Annotated in this window: 15 protein-coding genes; 6 read left to right on the forward strand and 9 right to left on the reverse strand. The window is 71.4% G+C overall.

Annotated elements, in window-relative coordinates:
- Positions 1–242: 242 nt before the first annotated feature.
- On the reverse strand, positions 243–1,031 hold the full coding sequence (locus ACVN90_RS02605) for a DNA-formamidopyrimidine glycosylase family protein (RefSeq protein WP_475100645.1): 789 nt from the start codon (positions 1,029–1,031) through the stop codon (positions 243–245).
- Entirely contained in the window at positions 1,024–5,850 is a 4,827-nt protein-coding gene (locus ACVN90_RS02610; RefSeq protein WP_475100646.1) for a DNA glycosylase AlkZ-like family protein, read from the reverse strand. The genes ACVN90_RS02605 and ACVN90_RS02610 overlap by 8 nt, the downstream gene beginning before the upstream one ends.
- 195 nt (positions 5,851–6,045) lie before the next feature.
- Here ACVN90_RS02610 and ACVN90_RS02615 point away from each other — a divergent pair, with 195 nt between their 5' ends.
- Positions 6,046–6,423: a hypothetical protein gene (locus tag ACVN90_RS02615; protein WP_475100647.1), complete on the forward strand. Its 378-nt coding sequence runs from the start codon at positions 6,046–6,048 to the stop codon at positions 6,421–6,423.
- A gap of 9 nt (positions 6,424–6,432) precedes the next feature.
- On the opposite strand, the gene ACVN90_RS02620 is transcribed toward ACVN90_RS02615, so the two are convergent.
- From ACVN90_RS02620 to ACVN90_RS02635, 4 genes are all read right to left on the reverse strand, one after another.
- On the reverse strand, positions 6,433–6,615 hold the full coding sequence (locus ACVN90_RS02620) for a PspC domain-containing protein (protein ID WP_341994327.1): 183 nt from the start codon (positions 6,613–6,615) through the stop codon (positions 6,433–6,435).
- Positions 6,616–6,654: 39 nt separating this feature from the next.
- Entirely contained in the window at positions 6,655–6,837 is a 183-nt protein-coding gene (locus ACVN90_RS02625; protein WP_475100648.1) for a PspC domain-containing protein, read from the reverse strand.
- 195 nt (positions 6,838–7,032) lie between these two features.
- Positions 7,033–8,718 (reverse strand): ABC-F family ATP-binding cassette domain-containing protein, encoded by a 1,686-nt coding sequence (locus ACVN90_RS02630; protein WP_475100649.1) that lies wholly within the window; start codon positions 8,716–8,718, stop codon positions 7,033–7,035.
- Between the two features lie 257 nt (positions 8,719–8,975).
- Positions 8,976–9,644: an alpha/beta hydrolase gene (locus ACVN90_RS02635; RefSeq protein WP_475100650.1), complete on the reverse strand. Its 669-nt coding sequence runs from the start codon at positions 9,642–9,644 to the stop codon at positions 8,976–8,978.
- 91 nt (positions 9,645–9,735) lie between these two features.
- On the opposite strand from ACVN90_RS02635, the gene ACVN90_RS02640 reads away from it, so the two are divergent.
- From ACVN90_RS02640 to ACVN90_RS02650, 3 genes are all read left to right on the forward strand, one after another.
- Positions 9,736–10,323, forward strand: coding sequence for an NUDIX hydrolase family protein (locus ACVN90_RS02640; RefSeq protein WP_056372309.1), 588 nt, complete (start codon positions 9,736–9,738; stop codon positions 10,321–10,323).
- 64 nt (positions 10,324–10,387) lie between these two features.
- The gene (locus ACVN90_RS02645; protein WP_475100651.1) at positions 10,388–12,301 is read left to right on the forward strand and encodes a M3 family metallopeptidase; all 1,914 of its coding nucleotides are present in this window, start codon (positions 10,388–10,390) and stop codon (positions 12,299–12,301) included.
- 215 nt (positions 12,302–12,516) lie between these two features.
- Positions 12,517–14,091, forward strand: coding sequence for a coiled-coil domain-containing protein (locus ACVN90_RS02650; RefSeq protein ID WP_475100652.1), 1,575 nt, complete (start codon positions 12,517–12,519; stop codon positions 14,089–14,091).
- Positions 14,092–14,208: 117 nt separating this feature from the next.
- Here ACVN90_RS02650 and ACVN90_RS02655 read toward each other — a convergent pair whose 3' ends face one another.
- The 3 genes from ACVN90_RS02655 to ACVN90_RS02665 form a co-directional block, all read right to left on the reverse strand.
- Positions 14,209–15,279 carry a threonine aldolase family protein gene (locus ACVN90_RS02655; RefSeq protein ID WP_475100653.1) on the reverse strand — a complete coding sequence of 357 codons (1,071 nt, stop codon included), beginning with the start codon at positions 15,277–15,279 and terminating at the stop codon, positions 14,209–14,211.
- A gap of 40 nt (positions 15,280–15,319) precedes the next feature.
- Positions 15,320–16,033: an SDR family NAD(P)-dependent oxidoreductase gene (locus ACVN90_RS02660; RefSeq protein ID WP_475100654.1), complete on the reverse strand. Its 714-nt coding sequence runs from the start codon at positions 16,031–16,033 to the stop codon at positions 15,320–15,322.
- Between the two features lie 75 nt (positions 16,034–16,108).
- A complete protein-coding gene (locus tag ACVN90_RS02665) occupies positions 16,109–17,530 on the reverse strand; it encodes a DUF6421 family protein (RefSeq protein ID WP_475100655.1) in 1,422 nt (473 codons plus the stop codon).
- A gap of 107 nt (positions 17,531–17,637) precedes the next feature.
- Between ACVN90_RS02665 and ACVN90_RS02670 the strand changes: the two genes are divergently transcribed.
- Positions 17,638–18,093, forward strand: a complete 456-nt coding sequence (locus ACVN90_RS02670) for an Lrp/AsnC family transcriptional regulator (RefSeq protein ID WP_475100656.1) — start codon at positions 17,638–17,640, stop codon at positions 18,091–18,093.
- 152 nt (positions 18,094–18,245) lie between these two features.
- Positions 18,246–19,184, forward strand: a complete 939-nt coding sequence (locus ACVN90_RS02675; RefSeq protein WP_475100657.1) for a diacylglycerol/lipid kinase family protein — start codon at positions 18,246–18,248, stop codon at positions 19,182–19,184.
- The last annotated feature ends 52 nt before the right edge of the window (positions 19,185–19,236 follow it).

A 19,236-nucleotide genomic window follows, 5' to 3' on the forward strand; every position in this document is an offset into this window, starting at 1 on the left:
GTATTCAATATGGCGTCGTGGGGACCCGCAACGGAGCGGGGACCGAACCGGACGATTCGGGCCGCGCGCGGTGCGCGCCAGGACAGATCGTCCGGCGCTGTGTAACGGCCAGGAAACCGCGGCGTTTCAACCGGCACATGACGTCGGGCGACGGATGCTCCGGTCCGGAGCGACACTTCGTCCGTCGAGCATCGTGACCAAAGCGTGTTGATACCGGGGGTCAGGGGTTCTGGAATCCAGACTCAGCGCTGACAGGTGGGGCACCAGAACACGATGCGCTCGCGCGTGGGATCAGCTCCGAGGCTGGAACCCTCGATGAGAGTGCCGCAGCGGCGGCACGGACGACCCTCGCGTCGGTAGACCCATGTGGAGCGGCCGGCGCGTGCGTCCCCGGTGAAGGTGCGTCCGGAGCGGTTGCGGTTCGCGCGGATCATACGGGCGCCGAGATCCACGATGGCGGCGGCATCCGTCTCATTCGCAGGGGTCGTGGGGAGGACGCCGCGTACGAAGAGGATCTCGTTCGCGTACTCGTTGCCGAAGCCGGCGATGTTGCGCTGGTCCTGCACGGCGACGTGCACCGCGCGGGTGTCGGCGGCCAGCCGGCGCGCGGCCTCAGCGGGATCCCACGAATCGGAGAGCGGATCAGGCCCGAGGTATCCGACGAGCTGCTCTTCCTCCGCGGTGGGGACGAGCGTGATGTCGGCGAGATCGAACCCGACGGTCTCCCACTCGACATCGTCGGGGGCCGTCGCGCCGATGATCGCTCGCGCACGGAAGGCCGCGGCGCGCCAGCGCTCGCCGCGCCGGTAGACATGCCACTCGCCCTCCATCTTGAGGTGCGTGTGCAGCGTCCACGGGCCGATGCGGTGGAGGAGGTGCTTGCCGCGCGAGACGACATCGTGGACGATCTCGCCGCGCAGGTCGGCCGTGGCCAATTGAGGGACGCGCAGCTCGAAGCGCGTCACGGTCGCTCCGGCCAGCACCGCGTCGAGCCGCCGTGCCGCGCGATAGACGGTGTCGCCCTCAGGCACGGGCGCCTGCCCTGTCCTCCGGTCCCTGCGAGCCGCCCGATCCTTGCGCCTGTCGAAGGGCGTCGCCCGCTGTGAGCCGGCGCAGCGTGAGCCCGCGCGGGGACTCGACGAAGCCGGCATCGCGGAGCGTCTTTCCCACGTCCGTGCCGTAGACGAACGCGCCGTTCACCTGTTCGATCGTGAGGGTGTCGAGGCGCCGCGCGCGAGCCGTCGCCGCGAGGTCGCGGGTGGCGGCGGCCAGCGCAGCTTCGTCGCCGGTGAAGGCGAGCGCGGACTTGCCACCCCGCTCGAGGTACAGCGTGAGCGCGCCGTCGACGAGCACGACGAGGGCGCCCGCCTTGCGACCGGGGCGGTGCGAGACACCCTCGAGTGCCGGCCACGTCAGCGCGGCCCCGTAGGGGTTGGCGGGGTCGGTCGCCGCCAGCGTCACCGCCCGCAGCGGCGGCGGATCGGAGAGCCCGGCGAACTCGCGCAGCCGGTCGACGGTGGCCGACGCCGCGAATTGCGCCGCGCCCAGCTTCTCGATCACGTAGCCGCGCCGGCAGTGCCCCGCCTCTTCGAAGCCGGCGAGCACGCGGTATGTCTGGGCGAACCCGCCTGGCACGCCTTCGGACTGCACCGCCCCGCGCGTGACGACGCCGTAGCGGTCGAGCAGCAGGCTCGCCGTCGCGGTGGCCCGCAGGGCGGCGTCGGGCTCGGCGGCGGGCAACAGCGACCATCGGCCGCCGATCGCGGGCGGTCGGGCGGGGACGGATGCTGCCACCGCCCGCACCGCCGCTCCCCGGTAGAGCCGCGCCCGCGGTGTGCGACGGCTCACGCGGTGAGCCTGGGATCCCCCCGACACGAGCGCGCGGACCGGCGCGAACGTGTCGTTCGTCACAAGGCCCGCCCATGTCAGCCGCCACAGCGCGTCGACCACGGACTGCTCGTTCTCGGCGCCGGTGGACTGGCGCAGCTGGGCGGCGAAGTACGCCCCGCCGCCGCCGAGCGCGGCGAGCAGTTGAGCATCGAGCGATCCCGGCGCGACAGCTTCGGCCTCGTCCGGGAGGGCGAGCGTGAGCGGCACGGCATCGGCCGGATGCAACGCGATCCAGCCATCGCGGCCCGGGAGGCTGCCGTGCCCCGACCAGACGACCTCGCCGGTCGCCGTGAGCTCGTCGAGCATTCCCGACGTGAAGTCCGCGACGCGGGCCGGGAGCACGAGCGACTCCCACGCGCTCGCGGGGATCGGCACGCCCGCGAGCTGCTCGACGACCGCGGCGACACCGTCGATGCCCTCGAGCGGTCGCGTCACGTGCTGCCACACCGGGAGGAATCGCGCGTACGCGTGCTGTGACACCGGCTCGACACTGCCGCGGATCGCTGCGAGCGACCGCATCCGCAGGCGTCGCAGCACCTCGGTGTCGCACCACTCCGCCTCGTCGGCGCGAGCCGTCGTCGAGGACTCGGGAAGGAAGAAGCCGCTCGTCACGCGTCCCTGGGACTCGAGTCGCTGCAGCGTGAGGCGCGCGACCGCGACGCCGATGCCGAGGCGGTCGGCCGCGGCATCCGCCGTGAAAGGTCCGTGGGTGCGCGCGTACCGCGCCACCAGGTCGCCGAGAGGATCGGCCACGGGTTCGAGGAACGCGGTGGGGATGCCGACGGGCAATGCGGCGCCGAGCGCATCGCGCAGCCGGCCGGCGTCTTCGATCGCCGCGACGCGGGTGATGCCGGCGATCGTGACCGGGATCGCGCGCCGCGCGGAGATGAGAGCGTCGAGGAGAGCGGATGCCTCGGCCTCGGTCGCCTGCCCGGCCCCGGCGCCGTCGGGTTCGAGGCCCGGCTCGAGGCGCGCCGCGACCTCGGCCGCGTCGAGCGGACCGAGGAGGCGCAGGAGGTCGGCGACGCCCTCGAGGCCGCGAGCCCGGCGTTCGGGGTCGAGCCGCTGGGCCTCGCGCTCGAACTGGGCGATGACGTCGGGGTCGAGGAGCTCGCGCATCTCGACCTTGCCGAGGAGCTCCGACAGCAGCGCCGGATCGACGGAGAGTGCCGCGGCGCGGCGCTCGGCGAGTGGCGAGTCGCCCTCGTACATGAAGGCGCCGACGTAGCCGAACAGGAGATCGCGCGCGAACGGTGACGGCTGCGCCGGCTCGGTCTCGATGAGCCGGATGCGGCGCTCGCCGATCCCGCGCATGAGACGCAACAGCGACGGGACGTCGTAGACGTCCTGGAGGACTTCGCGGAGGGTCTCGAGGATGATCGGGAACGTCGGGTACCGCCGGGCGACCTCGAGCAGCTGGGCCGACCGCTGACGCTGCTGCCACAGCGGCGTGCGCTTCCCGGGATTGCGGCGGGGCATCAGCAGAGCGCGGGCTGCGCACTCGCGGAAGCGGGAGGCGAACAGCGCCGAGCCGCCCACCTCCTCGGTGACGATCTGGTCGAGCTCGTCGGGATCGAAGACGAAGAGGTCAGCGCCCGGAGGCTCGGCCGTCGCATCCGGAATCCGGGCGATGATGCCGTCGTCGCTCGCGACCGCCGACCCGTCGACGCCCAGCCGCTCGCGGATGCGCGCGTTCACCGCAAGAGCCCACGGCGCGTGCACCTGCATGCCGTACGGCGAGTGCAGGATCACGCGCCAGTCGCCGACCTCGTCGCGGCCGCGCTCGACCGTGAGCTGGCGGTCGGTGGGCAGCGTGCCGGTGGCCTCGCGCTGCTCGGCGAGGTAGGCGAGCAGGTTGTCTTGGGCGAACTCGTCGAGGCCGGCCTCGCGCAGTCGCGCCTCCGCCTTGTCGGCCTTGGCCGCCGACACCTCGCGAGAGAACTTGCCGAGCGCCTCGCCGAGCTCGGCGGGGCGCCCGATGCCGTCGCCGTGCCAGAACGGCACCTTGCCCGGCTGCCCGAAGGCGGGCAGCACGTTCACGCGATCGTGGGTGATCTCGACGATGCGCCAGCTCGTGGTGCCCAGGGTGAAGACGTCGTTGACGCGCGACTCGTAGACCATCTCCTCGTCGAGCTCACCGACTCGCGCGTTCTGGGATTCGCCGGCGATGAAGACGCCGAAGAGGCCGCGGTCGGGGATGGTGCCGCCGCTCGTCACGGCGATGTGCTGCGCGCCCGGACGGCCGGTGAGCACGCCGAGGTCGCGGTCCCAGATGACACGGGGACGGAGCTCGGCGAACTCGTCGGACGGGAAGCGGCCGGCGATGAGGTCGAGCGTCGCCTCATAGGCGGACCGGGGCAGCGAGCGGAACGGTGCGCTGCGCTTGAGCGTCTCGTACCAGCCCTCGACGTCGACGGGGCCGATGGCGGCGGCGGCCACGGTCTGCTGCGCGAGGATGTCGAGCGGGTTCTGCGGGATCGCGATCGCCTCGATCTGACCCGCGAGCATGCGCTCGGTGACGATCGCGGTGTGGAGCACGTCGCCACGGTGCTTCGGGAACAGTGCGGCGCGGCTCACCTCGCCGACCTGGTGACCTGCGCGGCCGATGCGCTGCAGGCCGGAGGCGGCGCTGGGCGGCGCCTCGACCTGGATCACGAGGTCGACGGCTCCCATGTCGATGCCCAGCTCGAGGCTCGACGTCGCCACGACGCACCGCAGGATGCCGGACTTCAGCTCCTCCTCGACCTGCGCCCGCTGCTCCTTCGACACCGAGCCGTGGTGCGCCTTCGCGAGCACCGGGTCGGCGCCCGCCGTCGCACCGGCCTGCGCCATCATGGCGGCGGGCACGGTCTGCTCGGGCAGATCGAGGCCGAGGCGCTCGGAGTAGATCTCGTTCAGCCGGCCCGTCAGCCGCTCGGCGAGCCGCCGCGAGTTGCAGAACACGATGGTCGAGCGGTGCAGCAGGATGCGGTCGACGATCGCCTCCTCCACGTGCGGCCAGACCGACCCCGTCATCTCCGTCTCGCCGGCGCCGGACGCCCGCGGCCCCGCGTTCGCCGACTGACCGTCGGCGAACCAGTCCTCGTCGATCGGCTCGTCCGCACCCCCGGGCTCTTCCCACGATCCGTCGCCGTCGGACGTGAACGGGCTCGGCGGCGGAGGCGGGTTCAGCATGTCGCCGATGGGCACCACGACCTTCATGTCGAACGCCTTGCTCGCGCGCGGGGCGACGATCTCGACCGGCTCGGCACCGCCGAGGAACCGCGCCACCTCGTCGATCGGGCGCACCGTCGCCGACAGCCCGATGCGCTGGGCGGGGGCACCGGCGGGGACGAACGACCGCCGCAACGCATCGAGGCGCTCGAGGCTCACGGCCAGATGTGCACCGCGCTTCGTGGCCGCGACGGCGTGCACCTCGTCGACGATCACCGTGTGCACGTCGCGCAGCGTCTCCCCCGCGCGACTCGTGAGCATGAGGTACAGCGACTCGGGCGTCGTGATGAGGATGTCGGGCGGCGCCTGCACGAGCTTGCGCCGGTCGCCCGCGGGCGTGTCACCCGAGCGCACCCCGACGGTGACCTCGGGCACCGTGAGGCCCAGGCGGCGCGCGGACTGCCCGATCCCGACGAGCGGCGACCGGAGGTTGCGCTCGACGTCGACACCGAGGGCCTTGAGAGGAGAGATGTAGAGGATCCGGGTGGCGGGGGCCGCAGCATCCGTCCGTCGCGTCTTCTTGCCTTCAGGGGGAGGCGGCGCGACGGCCTTGTCGTGGAACACGCGGTCGATCGCCCACAGGAACGCCGACAGCGTCTTGCCGGAGCCCGTCGGCGCGACCACGAGCGCGTGCTTTCCGGCCGAGATCGCCTGCCACGCGCCCTTCTGGGCGTCGGTCGGCGCGTGGAACGCGCCGCGGAACCAGTCCTGCGTGGCAGGACCGAACCGCTCGAGGACGTCGCCCATCACTCCATCTTCGTCGCGATCACCGACATCGGGCCAGGTTCCGTCGAGGAGGGTCGCGTAAGCTCCCTGCGTGCGTGCACCCCCGGCACGCGCTCACCGCCGAGGACCGTGATGGAACCGATGCCCTCGAGCGAGCCCACGGCCCCGGCTCCGCCCACTCGCCGTACGAACCCGGCTCTCGCCGACCGTTCGTGGATGCGCTCTCGGCGCGTGCAGACGTTCGGGCTCGGCGCCCTCTGCGGTGCGCTCGGGCTCTCGCTCCTCGTGGTCGTCACGACGATCCTCGGCGCTTCGCAGAACCCGGCACCGCTGGTGCCCGCCGACCCTGCGCCCGTCTCCGAGCCCCGGCCCTCGGCATCCGTCCCCGCGAAGCCGGCGCCGTTCTCCACGCCGACGCCCCTGCCGGAGGAACAGCCGGACGCCGCGACCGAGCCCGAGAACCCCGTCGAGGAGCCCGTCGTCGCGGTTCCCGCGCCCGCGCCCGCACCGATTGAGACCCAGCCTCCTGCGGAAGAGACCGCAGACAGCCCCGGCAACAGCGCGAACGCCCCGGGTCAGCAGAAGAAGCCCTGAGCGCCGAGCTCAGCGCTCGTCGGGCATGAGGATCCACAGCACCAGGTAGAGCAGGATCGAGACGCCGAAGAACACGGTCGCGCCGACCGTGAGCACGCGCACCGGCACCACACTGCAGCCGAAGCGGTCGGCGATGCCCTGGCAGACTCCCGCGATCATTCGCCCTTTTACAGGCCGGACCAGGCGATGCATGCGTTCATCATGGCGTGGCGAACCCGGCCGCGCCAGGGGTCAGCGCTCGGAGGGCACGATGATCCAGAGCAGGATGTAGATCCACAGCGACAGGCCGAAGAAGATGACGGCGATCGCGGTGAGGATGCGCACGAGGGTGACATTCCACCCGAAGCGGTTGGCGATGGCGGCGCAGACGCCGGCGACCCATCTGCCCTGCTGAGGTCTCACGAGTGCGTTCATGCCCCCATCCTGCTCGCGTCGCGACTCGGTCGCACGGGTGGAGGCCCCCGGCTTCGCGGGGGAGGAGACCGCAGCCGGCCGCAGGGGCTCGGGCCGCAGCATCCGTCCTCCGTCGCGCCGAAATCCACCCTCTCGCGATTCCAGGAAGCGCGAGAGGGTAGATCTCCGCACAGGAACGGATGCTGCGACCTGGCGTCAGCGCTCGGTCAGCGTGCCGTCGCGGTCGAGCTCGAGCACGAGGTTCACGCCGATGCGTTCGAGGAACGCGTCGTCGTGGCTCACGACGAGCACCGCGCCGCGGTAGGCGGCGATCGCCTCGACGAACCGGTCGACCGTGTCGAGGTCGAGGTTGTTCGTCGGCTCGTCGAACACGAGCAGCTGCGGCGGCGGGTCGGCGAGCATCAGCCGCGCGAGCGCGACCCGGAACCGCTCGCCGCCCGACAGCGTCCCGACCGGACGCTCGACCGCGGCGCCGCGGATGAGGAACCGTGCGAGCCGGTTGCGCAGCTCGACGATCGTCACGTTCGGCGCGGACGGGGCGACGTTCTCGAGCACGGATGCCGCGTCGTCGAGTCCGTCCACGCGCTGCGGGAGGTACCCGACCCGGTCGGTGTGCAGCTCGCCACGTACCGAATTCAGGATCGGCGCGGCCGGCTCCGACGCGTCCCCCGCAATTCCGGGGGCGCCCGCGGCGGCGGAGTCCGCCGGTCCTGAGTCAGGAACCATTGCGGCGACGGGAGCCACCAGCTTCTCGAGCAGCGTCGTCTTGCCGACGCCGTTCGGTCCGATCAGCGCCACCCGCTCCGGACCCTGGATGATCCACGAGTGCTCGCCGTCGCCGAGGGCAGCGATGCGGCGGCCCGCGGGCACTCCGGGGTCGGGCAGGTCGATCTTCACGATGTCGTCGTCGCGCACGCGGCGTTCCGCGGCATCGAGCGCGTCGCGGGCGGATGCCTCACGGTCGGCCTTCTCGCCCCGCAGCTTGCCCGCCGACACCTGGGCCGCCATGCGGCGGCCGTTGGCGACGATCTTCGGCACGCGCTTCTCCTCGAACGCCTTCTTACCCATCGCCGCGCGGCGCGAGATGGTGGTCTCGGCCTCGATGCGCTGGCGCTTCTCGCGTTTGACGGCCTGGCGGGCCGCGCGCTCGGCGTCGCGGGCGGCGACCTGCTCGGCGTCCAGCCACGCGCGCCACTCGGAATACGGGCCGCCGAACACCGACAGCTCGTTCGCGTAGAGCTCGGCGGTGTCGTCCATCAGCTCGAGCAGCGACGTGTCGTGGCTGACCACGACGAGCGCCCCGCGCCACGAGCGCACCATGTCGGAAAGGCGCGCACGCGCCTCGCGGTCGAGGTTGTTGGTGGGTTCGTCCAGCAGCGCGATCGACGAACCGCGCAGGCGGATGCCGGCGATCGCGGTGAGCACCGCCTCGCCGCCCGACAGCTGCCCGACGCTGCGGTCGAGCATGTCGGGAGCGAGTCCGGCTTCGGCGAGCGCCGCGTGCGCACGCGCTTCGACGTCCCAGTCCGAGCCGACCGCGTCGAAGTGACGGGGGTCGGCGTCGCCGGACTCGATGGCGCGCAGCGCCCGGAGCGTATCGCCGACGCCGAGCAGGTCGGCGACGGGTCGGTCGACGTCGAGGGTCAGGCGCTGCGGAAGGTACGCAGCATCCGTCGCCCCTGAGATGTGACCGCCGGACGGCGTGAGCTCGCCGGCGATGAGCCGCAGGAGCGTGGACTTGCCGGAGCCGTTGCGGCCGACGAGGCCGGTGCGGCCCGTGCCGAACGATCCGGAGACGTCCGAGAGGGCGGTGGTGCCGTCGGGCCACGTGAACGTGACGCGGTCGAGGACGATGGCGGGGGTGAGGGTGTGTGCGGGCATGAGGCCTCCTTGGTCAGACGTGCGCTGACACCGAGGGGCCGCGGAACCGTCGCCCGGGCATGCCGAAGCGAGGTGAGGAAGCGGCGGATCGACGGCAGCGCGAAGTTGTTCAAGCGCTGGTGCGTCGAGAGTCGACGGAGCAGCGCGATTACAGCGCGGTCGCGTCGATCAGCTTCAAGGGAGTTCCTCACGGAGGGGACAAGGCCGTCAGCCACCATAGCCGACATCCCTGGGCGGGGCCAGGGGAGGGGGAGCGGTCAGGCGTCGGCGGTGGTCAGCTCTTCGAGCTGCTTGTCGAGGAAGACCCGCACGTCGGCGAGTTCCTGCTCGGAGACGCTGTGCGTGAGGCCCGGGTACACGCGGCCACTGAGATCGACGCGTTCGGGCAGCCACTGCGTCGTGTGCTCGACGAGGAAGCCCGGGATGACGTCGTCGTTCGTGCCCCGGCCCCAGAACACCGGAGGCCGCCGCACGGCGAGCTCGGCGTCCTTCGGGAGGTCGCCGGGCGTGACGTAGCCCGAGAGGTTGACGGCGAACGCGAACCGCTGCGGGTCGAGCCTCATCGCCTGCAGCGCGACCGCGGCACCCTGCGAGAAGCCGAGCAGACTGACGGATGCTGTGCCCTTCGCGTGTGCGTCGACCCAGGCGATCACCGCCTCGGCTGCACGCGTGGTGTGCGAGGGGTCGCGGCCGTCGAGTCCGTCGATCGGGTACCAGGAGCGACCGGGTGCCGGCCACGGCGGAGTGAGCGGGGCGGCGAGGCTGGCGACGGCGAAGGCGTCGGGAAGGTAGCCACGCAGGGGATACAGGTCGTGCTCGTCGGCGCCGTAGCCGTGCAAGAGCAGGAGGAGGTGGCGGCCGGCGAGAGCCGACCGGTCGGTCGACCACAGCACAGCGTCGGCATCGAGGACGAGCGCTTCCGGCATGCCCTCATCCTGGCACGCGGCGCCGACACGGCCGAGGCCCGAACGGGAGCGGTCCTCGTCGTGGGTGGGTCCCGCGGGGTATACAAGAGGCATGTCCGTGCGCACTCCCGACCCCGAACCTGCGGGCGACGAGCCGTTCGGCCCGCCGGCCGGCAACGTCTCGAACCCCGCGTGGCTGAGCGACATCGAGCTCGAAGAGGCCCGCCGCCGCCTGCCGATGCTCTACGTCGAGGGCGTACCGGTGCGCACCGACGGGATGGGCCAGGTCACCCAGGTGGGCATCCTGCTGCGAGCCACCCCGATCGGCGAGATCTCGCGCACGATCGTCTCGGGCCGTGTGCGCTACGGCGAGACCGTCCGCGACGCGCTGTTCCGCCACCTGGAGAACGACCTGGGGCCGATGGCCTTCCCGATGCTCCCGCCGCAGCCGACGCCGTTCACGGTCGCCGAGTACTTCCCGCTCCCGGGCGTCAGCGCCTACCACGACGACCGTCAGCACGCCGTCTCTCTCGCGTTCGTCGTCCCCGTCACCGGCACGTGCGAGCCGCGCCAGGACGCGCTCGAGGTGACCTGGCTGACACCGGAGGAAGCGGCATCCGATGCTCTCTCCGCCGAGATGGAGGGCGGACGCGGAACCCTCGTGCGCATGGCGCTCGCGAGCGTCGGCGCGCTGCGCTGACCGGCCGGCGCCCACCGGAATCTCACCCTCGCGCCGTGTCGCCGGGCGCGCATAGGCTCGCAGGGTGACTCTCGCACCCCTGCCGTTCCCCTCCGACGCCGCCGGCTGGGCGGCCTTCGTGACCGAGCGCCCCGCCGAGCGCATCGCCCGCGTGCACGAGATCGACGCGCGCCTGACCTCCGAGGCCGCGCTGACCACCGCGGAGCGCCTCGAGCTCTGGAACGACGCCGACATCGCGCTCGCCGAGGCGCTCAGCGAGGCCTACGTCGCGAGCGAGGCGCACCCCGACGCCGAGGTGCGCGAGACCGCGGAGTCGCAGGTGCAGGCGATCGAGTCGCTGTCGGCGGCGCGCCTCTTGGACCGGGATCTGTGGAGCGCCTTCGCGGATGCTGCGACCGATGGTCTCGACGACGACCAGGCGCGTCTGCTCGCCCATCTGCTGCGCGACTTCCGTCGCGGCGGCGTCGAACTCGACCAGGCGGACCGCGAGCGGGCGAAGCAGCTGGCCGACCGAGACACCGAGCTGTCGCTCGCGTTCTCGCGCAACATCCGCGACGGTCGGCGCGAGATCACGGTTCCGGTCGAGGGTCTCGCCGGCATGCCGCAGGACTTCCTCGACGCCCACCCTGCCGACGACCAGGGCCGGGTGACACTGTCGACCGACTACCCCGACCTCATGCCCATCCGCGACTACGCGCACGACCGGGCGACCCGCGTCGCCCTCGTGAGCGCGTACAACGACCTCGCGTGGCCCGAGAACGACGCGATCCTCGCCGAGCTGCTCGAGGTGCGCGCCGAGCGCGCCCGCCTCCTCGGCTACCCGGACTGGGCCGACTACGAGACCGAGACCCGCATGATCGGCGCGGGCGCCGAGATCCCGGCATTCCTGTCGCGACTCGACGACGCATCACGGCCGGCAACGGATGCCGAGTACCCGATCCTGCTCGAACGCCTGCGCCGCGACCTCCCCGACGCCGACGTCGTGTCGATCGCCGATTTCTGGTACCTGCTGGGTGCGATCAAGCGGGAGCAATACGACGTCGACGCGCAGCTCGTGCGCTCGTACTTCCCCTTCGAGCGGGTCGTCGCCGGCGTGCTGGACGTCACGGGCCGCCTGCTCGACGTCGAGTACGTGCCCGTCGACGTTCCTGCGTGGCACGACGAGGTGCAGTCGTTCGACGTGGTGCGAGGCGCCGATCGCCTCGGGCGCATCCACCTCGATCTGCACCCGCGCGAGGGCAAGTTCAGCCACGCCGCGTGCTTCCCGCTGGCGCCGGGCGTCGCCGGCCGCGTGCTCCCCGAGGCCGCGCTCCTCTGCAACTTCTCGCGCGGACTCCTCGAGCACGACGAGGTCGTGACGTTCTTCCACGAGTTCGGGCACCTCGTGCACGACATCCTCGGCGGGCGCCAGCGCTTCGCCCGGTTCAGCGGGGTCGCGACGGAGTGGGATTTCGTCGAGGCGCCGAGCCAGCTCCTCGAGGAGTGGGCGTGGGATGCCGATGTCCTCGCCTCGTTCAGCGCGAATGCCGACGGCGAGCCGATCCCGGCCGACCTCGTCGAGCGCATGCGCACCGCCGACGCCTTCGGCCGTGCGCTCGAGGTGCGCCGCCAGCTCGGTCACGCGAACGTGTCGTATCACCTGCACGTCGACCGGCCCGCCGACCTGCAGGCCGAGACGGAGCGGCTGTACGCGGCATCCAGTCCCGTCCAACCGCTCGGCGGCCTGCATTCCTATGCGGGATTCGGCCACCTCACGGGTTACGGCGCCTGCTACTACACATACCAGTGGAGCCTCGTGATCGCGCGGGACCTGCTGAGCGGTTTCGGGGCTGGACTGATGGACCCCGAGGCCGCGCGTCGGTACCGCACCGAGGTGCTGGAACGGGGCGGATCCCGCGATGCGCGAGACCTGGTCGAGGCCTTCCTCGGGCGGCCGTCGTCGTTCGACGCGTACCGCGGCTGGCTTGCAGGCGAGTGACGTTTCGCGCACAGAGCGGCGCGATGTAGGGTTCACCTACCCCCGAAGCGCAGTCACCCGCGACACACCCCCCGGTGTCGTCGAGGACGGTGCGGCCACTGCTGCCCGCGCGCGCGGCGACCCGTTCGCCGGCGCGGCGGGAGCGGTATCGCACGCCTCCGCCGCGAGCACTCGCCGACGCAGCACCACCCTCGCCACAGAAAGCGGAGATACCGATGTCCGACCACGCGCAGAGCGCCGGAAGCACGGGTCAGGACGACCCGACCCCGTTCGACAACCTCATCGGTGACACGGCGACGACCGCCTTCGGGTCGGGCTTCACCACGACCTTCCGCGGGTACGACAAGGAAGAGGTCGACGCCGCCATCGCCGGGCTCGACGCGCGCATGCGCGCCGCCACCGACGAGGTCGCGCAGCTCAAGCAGCACCAGCGTCGCGCCGGTGCGGCCGTCGCGCAGAGCCGCGCCAAGGCCGAGCGCCTCGAGGCCGAGCTCCAGGCCGCCGCTGAGCGCCGTCAGGCCGAGATCGACGCGGCGATCGCGGAGCGCCAGGCCGAGATCGACGCCACGCTGGTTGCTCGCCAGGAGGAGATCGAGAGGCTCGAAGCCGCCCTCGCCGCCGCCGAGCAGACGAGGCAGTCCGAACTCGAGCGTGTCGCGGCCGAGGCATCCGCGGCTCGAGACGAAGAAGGCGACGCCGTCCAGCGGCTGCAGGGCGAGCTCGAGCTCGCGAACGCGAAGATCGCCGACGCCGAGCAGCGCGTGCAGTCCTTGAGCGACGAGCTCGTCGGCGCGACCACGGAGTCGCCCAACCGCCAGCAGTTCGAAGAGGTGCTGCGCGTCGCCGAAGACCAGGCGAGCCTGCTCATCCGCAACGCGACGATCCAGGGGGACCGCCTGCTCGAGGCTGCGCGCGAAGAGATCGCGAACCGCCGCGCGTCGGCGCTGGCCGAGGCGGACGCCATCGTCTCGCAGGCCCAGCATGACGCGCAGCAGATCCAGCTGAAGATCGACACCGAGCTGACCGCGCACGAGGCGCGCCTCGAGAGGGAGGCCGCCCACGCGGCCGAGAAGGTGTCGCAGGCCGAGCGCGAAGCCGCCGCGATCCGGTCCGAGGCCGAGAAGGGCGCGGCAGTGCTGCGTTCGACGGTCGCCCGCGAGACCGCTCGCGACCGGTCCGAGGCCGAGGAGACGGTGCGCGAGCTGCGCCTGCGCGCCCTCGAGTTCGAGGCATCCCTCACCCGCCGCCAGGACGACGCGCACCAGGAGTTCCTCGTGCTCCACAACCAGGCGGTCGCCCACGCCGAGCGCATCACGCAGGACGCGAACGAGCAGGTAGCGGCCTCCCTCGAGCACGCGCAGCGCGTCTCGGTGAAGGCCGAGGACTTCGAACGTCTCATGCGCGCCCAGTCGCAGCAGATCGAGGCCGACGCGCAGCTGCGCGCCCGCGAACACCTCGACCGTGCCCACGTGAAGGCCGAGCGCATCATCGACCTCGTGACGACGCACTCGCAGTCCGTGCTGCGCGACGCCGAGGACCGCACCCGCCAGCTGCGCTGGCAGCAGCACCAGCTCATGAGCTTCATGGCCGAGGTCAAGGAACTCATCCGGCCCGAGGGTCTGCTCGCCGCAGCCGAGTCCGCCGTCGAGGGCGAAGACACTGCGGTGACGGAGACGGATGCTGCGGCCCCGGTGGACGGCGAGGCCGAGGTCGCTGAGGCCGAGGTTGAAGGGGCCGAAGCCGGCGAGCAGTCCGAGGCTGAGCAGCACGAAGAGCACCACGAAGGCTGACCCTTCCCCCGCTCGTTGAGCGAGGGGCGCTCCTGCGCCCGAAGTCGAAACGCCCCGGACTCTCCGTTTGGTCCGGGGCGTTTCGACTCCGAGTTTCGCCAGGATTCAGACGCGGGGTCAGGCCGCCGAGGTCTCGCGGGCGATGGCGCCGAGGAAGGCGTCGATGTCGTTCTCGCTCGTGTCGAACGAGCACATCCAGCGGACCTCGTTCTTCGCGGCATCCCAGTCGTAGAAGCGGAAGTGCTCGCGGAGGCGGTCGGCGACGCCGTCGGGCAGGGTCGCGAAGACGCCGTTCGCCTGGGTCGGCTGCGTGAACGCAACGCCCTGGATCGAGCCGCCGGCAAGGCCGGCCTCGATGCCGGCGCGCAGGCGCTGGGCCATCGCGTTGGAGTGCGAGGCGTTTCGGTGCCACAGGTCGCCCTCGAGCAGGGCGAGCAGCTGCGCCGACACGAAGCGCATCTTCGACGCGAGCTGCATGTCGAGCTTGCGGAGGAACTTCAGGCCCGTCGACGCCTCGGGGTTGAGCACCACGACGGCCTCGCCGAGCATCGCGCCGTTCTTCGTGCCGCCGAAGCTCAGCACGTCGACGCCCGCGTCGCGCGTGAACGCGCGGAACGGCACGTCGAGCGATGCCGCCGCGTTCGAGATGCGCGAACCGTCCATGTGGACGTGCATGCCGAGGCTGTGGGCGTGGTCGGCGATCGTGCGGATCTCATCGACCGTGTACAGCGTGCCGAGCTCGGTCGACTGCGTGATCGACACGACCAGCGGCTGCGCGCGGTGCTCGTCGCCCCAGCCCCACGCCTCGCGGTCGATGAGCTCTGGAGTGAGCTTGCCGTCGTCCGTCGGCACGGTCAGCAGCTTGATGCCCGCCACGCGCTCGGGCGCACCGCCCTCGTCGACGTTGATGTGCGCGGTGCGGGCCGAGACCACGGCGCCCCAGCGGGGGAGCATCGACTGCAGCCCGACCACGTTCGCACCCGTGCCGTTGAACACCGGGTACGCCTCGACGCCCTCGCCGAAGTGGCGGGCCATCACGCCCTGCAGTCGTTCGGTGTAGACGTCGTCGCCGTAGGCGACCTGGTGGCCGTCGTTCGCGGCGGCGATCGCCGCGAGCACCTCGGGGTGGATACCGGAGTAGTTGTCGCTGGCGAAGCCGCGCAGGTTCGGGTCGTGGATCGTGGTCACGGGTGTCCAATCTCGTATCGCGTGCCGGGTGCGAGCCCGGTCACAGCGAGGGGTCGGTGAGTTCGACGATGGTGTCGTTGATCTCGGTCGCGTCGGCGAGCCACAGATCGGCGAACCGCTGCGCGAGCGCCTCCTCGAGTCCGTCGAGGCTCTTCACGCGGAAGATCACGGATGCTGCGGCCAGCCGCGTCCCGGAATCGCGCGCGTCCTTCGCGAAGCCCTGCGCGACGGCGCGCGTCCACGCCTCGGTCGCGGCTTTCACAGCAGCGTAGTTCGCGCCGCCGGCGAGCGGGCGCGCCACCGCGGTCGACGACACCACTGCGAGACGCCCGGCCTCGGATGCCCTCAGGTCGGCGTCGAACGCTCGGCTGACGTGGCGGAGAGCCGTGAGGGACCCCTCGAGGAAGCGGAAGTCCGCGTCGGTCTGGCCCGCCAGGCCTCCTCCGCCGCGCCAGCCGCCCACCAGGTGGAGCACGCCGTCGACGGGCCCGTCGGTCTCGCGGATGCGCTCCGCCAGCGAGGCGACTGCCGCCTCGTCACCCAAGTCGCACACCTCGGTGCGCACGCTTCCAGCCGTGCCGGCGGCCAGGGACGCAGCATCCGCTTCCAGAGAACCGGCCAGGTCGCGCAGCTTGCCGGCGTTGCGGCCGACAGCGACCACGCGCGCTCCCGCATCGCGCAGCACACGCGCGGCCGCGAGACCCGAAGCGCTAGTCGCGCCGGCGATGATCACGAGTCTGCCTGAGACGCTCATGTCTCCAGCCTTCCACGTCGCGAGCGTGCGTTCTCGGCGAGAGGCGAGGCCTCGCCGAGAACTCACGCTCCGGCGTCAGGAATCGCGGCCGGTGATCCCGGCGGTCGATTCGATGACGGGCTTCATCTTCTTGTCGAGCGCCTCGAAGAACATCGACAGCGGGAACTCGTCGTCCAGGATCGCGTCGGTGTAGCCCTTCGGGGCGCCGGCGAGGATCTCGTCGGGAAGGCCCCGCGCCCATTGCGAGGCGGGGTTCGGCGTCAGCGTCCTGCGCACCAGGTCGTAGGCCGCGAGCCAGTGGGCGGTCTTGGGCCGGTCGATGGAGCGCCAGTACAGCTCGTCGATCGCCTCGCCGAGCGCGATGACGGCGGTGGGCACGTCGTCCCAGTCGAAGGCGAGCGCGGTGTCGGTCCAGTGCAGCACGTCGCGCTGGTGCAGCCAGGCGAACAGCAGCTGGCCGCCGAGCCCGTCGTAGTTGCGCACGCGCGTGCCGGTGATCGAGAACCGGAAGATGCGGTCGAAGATCACCGCGTACTGCACGAGCTTCGCGTGCTCGAGCATCTCGGTCTCGGCGGGGGTGAGCGACTCCTGCGCGGCGAGGCGCTTCTCGATCGCGACGCACTCGCGGAACGCCGTGAGGTCGCAGCGCAGCTCTTCCAGCGAGTACAGGAAGTACGGCATGCGCTGTTTGATCATGAACGGGTCGAACGGCAGGTCGCCGCGCATGTGGGTGCGGTCGTGGATGATGTCCCACATCACGAACGTCTTCTCGGTGAGCTCCTGGTCGTCGAGCATGCGCGCGGCGGCCTCGGGCAGGTCGAGCTTCGTGATCTCGGATGCGGCGCGGACGACGCGGCGGTAGCGAGCGGCCTCGCGGTCCTGGAAGATCGCGCCCCATGTGAACGTCGGGATCTCGCGCATCGCGACGGTCTCGGGGAACAGCACCGCGGAGTTCGTGTCGTACCCGGGCGTGAAGTCGAGGAATCGCAGCGACACGAACAGCTTGTTGCCGTAGTCGCCGGCCTCGAGCTGCGCGATGAACTCCGGCCAGATCACCTCGACGAGCACCGCCTCGACGTGGCGGTCGCGCGAGCCGTTCTGCGTGTACATCGGAAAGACGACGAGATGACGGATGCCGTCAGCCCGCTGCTGCTGGGGCTGGAAGGCCTGGAGCGAGTCCAGGAAGTCCGGGATTCCGAATCCCTGGTCCGCCCAGCGCTCGAAGTCGCGCACGGACGCGGAGAGGTAGTCGGCGTCGTGGGGGAATGCGGGCGCGAGCGCGCGGATACCGGCGATGATCTCGGCGACCAGAGCGCGGGCCTCGTCGTGGGCGGCAGCATCCGGAATCGATCCGTCCTGCACCTGGAGGCTCTGGATGGCGGTCGCGGCGGCCTTGAGGCGCAGCCAGGCGTCACTGGTCTCGGCCACGCGGGAGTCCTCGACGACCTCGGGTTCGCCGACGATCGCCTTCGACGTGTGAAGGGTGCTGCTGGACATGGTGAACCTCCGATCTTCGAGTGCGGTTTCGCGCTCCATTCTAGAGAAGTTCCCTTCGTGGCGAGATTCGACAGGAAAATTTCCTGCCGAACGCATAGAGTCGAGCCATGCCCGAACTGGAAGACGCGATGGATGCCGCGATCGTGCGCGAGGTGTCGCAGGACGCCCGCGCCACCCTCGCCGACCTCTCGGCAGCGGTCGGGCTGTCGGTGTCGGCCGTGCAGGCGCGACTGCGCCGACTCGAGAACCGCGGCGTCATCACCGGCTACCGCGCCCTCGTCGACGCCGAGGCGGTCGGCAAGCCGCTCGCGGCTTTCGTCGAGATCACTCCGCTCGATCCCGCGCAGCCCGACAACGCGCCAGAGCTCCTCGAGCATCTCTCCGAGATCGAGGCGTGCCACTCGATCGCCGGCGACGCCAGCTACATCCTGCTCGTGCGGGTCGCGACGCCGCGTCATCTCGAATCGCTGATCCGCGACATCCGTGCCGCCGCGTCGGTCAACACCCGCACGACGGTCGTGCTGCAGACGTTCTACGAGAACCGCCCGGTCTTGCCCGCCTGACGCGTTCGCGGCGGCGAACAAAGGGATCCGCGCCGAGACAAGGGACGTCACCCCAGGTTTCGGCGAGAAACCCCTGGTTCGCGGCACCGGCAGACCGCGGGCGTGGGCGCAAGCCCTCGGCTGTCGCCGACGGGCATCGGTAACCTCGGGCCATGGACAGCAGCGGGGTGCTCATCGTGCGCAACGCACGGTCCGGCGCGGCCGTGATCCGGTCCGATCCGGCGGCGACGTTCGCCGCGCGTCTGCCGGACGCCGCCGTACACGAACTCGCCGAGGGAGAGGACCTCGCAGAGGTCGTCGCAGAAGCGATGGGATCGGATGCTGCGCCCGGCGTGCTCGGCGTGTACGGCGGAGACGGCTCGGTGTCGCGGATGGCGCACCTCGCGCGGCTGTACGGTCGCCCGATGCTGGCGATGCCGGGCGGGACGTTCAACCACTTCGTCCGTGCCCTCGGCATCGACAGCGTGGATGCTGCGATCGATGCGTACGAGGCGGGGTCGAGCATCGAGGTGGGGGTGGCCGAGACGACCGCGGACGCCGACGACCCGATGACGGTGCTCAACGTGGTGTCTGTCGGCGCCTATCCGGAACTCATCGAAGAGCGCGAGCGACGCAGCAGCCTGGGTAAGTGGCTCGGCGGTGCGGTGGCCACTGCGGTAGCGCTGCGGCGAGCCGAGCCGCTCACGATCGTCCGCGACGGCAGGCGAGCCCGGGTCTGGTCGGTTTTCGTGAGCGTCGGCCGCAACGACCCCGACCGCGTCGCGACCATGCAGCGGCAGGAGGCCGACGCCGGCGTGCTGGATGTGCGCATCCACCACGCGCGCGGATCCAAGGTCCGCGCCTTCGCGTCCCTGGCGTTCGGCAAGCGGTCGGCGGCTGTGCTGCGTGCGGTGCGCCTGTTCCCGCGCGACGCCGACGTCGAGCGTCTCGTGGTTCCAGAGCTCGAGCTGCGGGTGCGCCCCGAGCCGGGGCATCCGTCCGTCTTCGTCCACGACGGCGAACTCGACCAGCGTGATGCCGGCGGCTTCACCCTCCGGTGCGTCGCGGTGCCGCGCGCTCTGACGGTGTTCGCGCCGACCGGTGCGCGCTGATCGCGGTGTGCCCCTGGGCGCTGATGTGCGTGTGCGCGACTCCGCGTTCGCG

It is taken from the genome of Microbacterium sp. F01 (assembly GCF_056156365.1).

Excerpts from the sequence above, each read along its gene's own strand:
- ACVN90_RS02610 (WP_475100646.1), bottom strand. The coding sequence starts at position 5,850 with ATGGGCGACGTCCTCGAGCGGTTCGGTCCTGCCACGCAGGACTGGTTC.
- ACVN90_RS02615 (WP_475100647.1), top strand. The coding sequence starts at position 6,046 with ATGCGCTCTCGGCGCGTGCAGACGTTCGGGCTCGGCGCCCTCTGCGGT.
- ACVN90_RS02620 (WP_341994327.1), bottom strand. The coding sequence starts at position 6,615 with ATGCATCGCCTGGTCCGGCCTGTAAAAGGGCGAATGATCGCGGGAGTC.
- ACVN90_RS02625 (WP_475100648.1), bottom strand. The coding sequence starts at position 6,837 with ATGAACGCACTCGTGAGACCTCAGCAGGGCAGATGGGTCGCCGGCGTC.
- ACVN90_RS02630 (WP_475100649.1), bottom strand. The coding sequence starts at position 8,718 with ATGCCCGCACACACCCTCACCCCCGCCATCGTCCTCGACCGCGTCACG.
- ACVN90_RS02635 (WP_475100650.1), bottom strand. The coding sequence starts at position 9,644 with ATGCCGGAAGCGCTCGTCCTCGATGCCGACGCTGTGCTGTGGTCGACC.
- ACVN90_RS02640 (WP_056372309.1), top strand. The coding sequence starts at position 9,736 with ATGTCCGTGCGCACTCCCGACCCCGAACCTGCGGGCGACGAGCCGTTC.
- ACVN90_RS02650 (WP_475100652.1), top strand. The coding sequence starts at position 12,517 with ATGTCCGACCACGCGCAGAGCGCCGGAAGCACGGGTCAGGACGACCCG.
- ACVN90_RS02660 (WP_475100654.1), bottom strand. The coding sequence starts at position 16,033 with ATGAGCGTCTCAGGCAGACTCGTGATCATCGCCGGCGCGACTAGCGCT.
- ACVN90_RS02665 (WP_475100655.1), bottom strand. The coding sequence starts at position 17,530 with ATGTCCAGCAGCACCCTTCACACGTCGAAGGCGATCGTCGGCGAACCC.
- ACVN90_RS02670 (WP_475100656.1), top strand. The coding sequence starts at position 17,638 with ATGCCCGAACTGGAAGACGCGATGGATGCCGCGATCGTGCGCGAGGTG.
- ACVN90_RS02675 (WP_475100657.1), top strand. The coding sequence starts at position 18,246 with ATGGACAGCAGCGGGGTGCTCATCGTGCGCAACGCACGGTCCGGCGCG.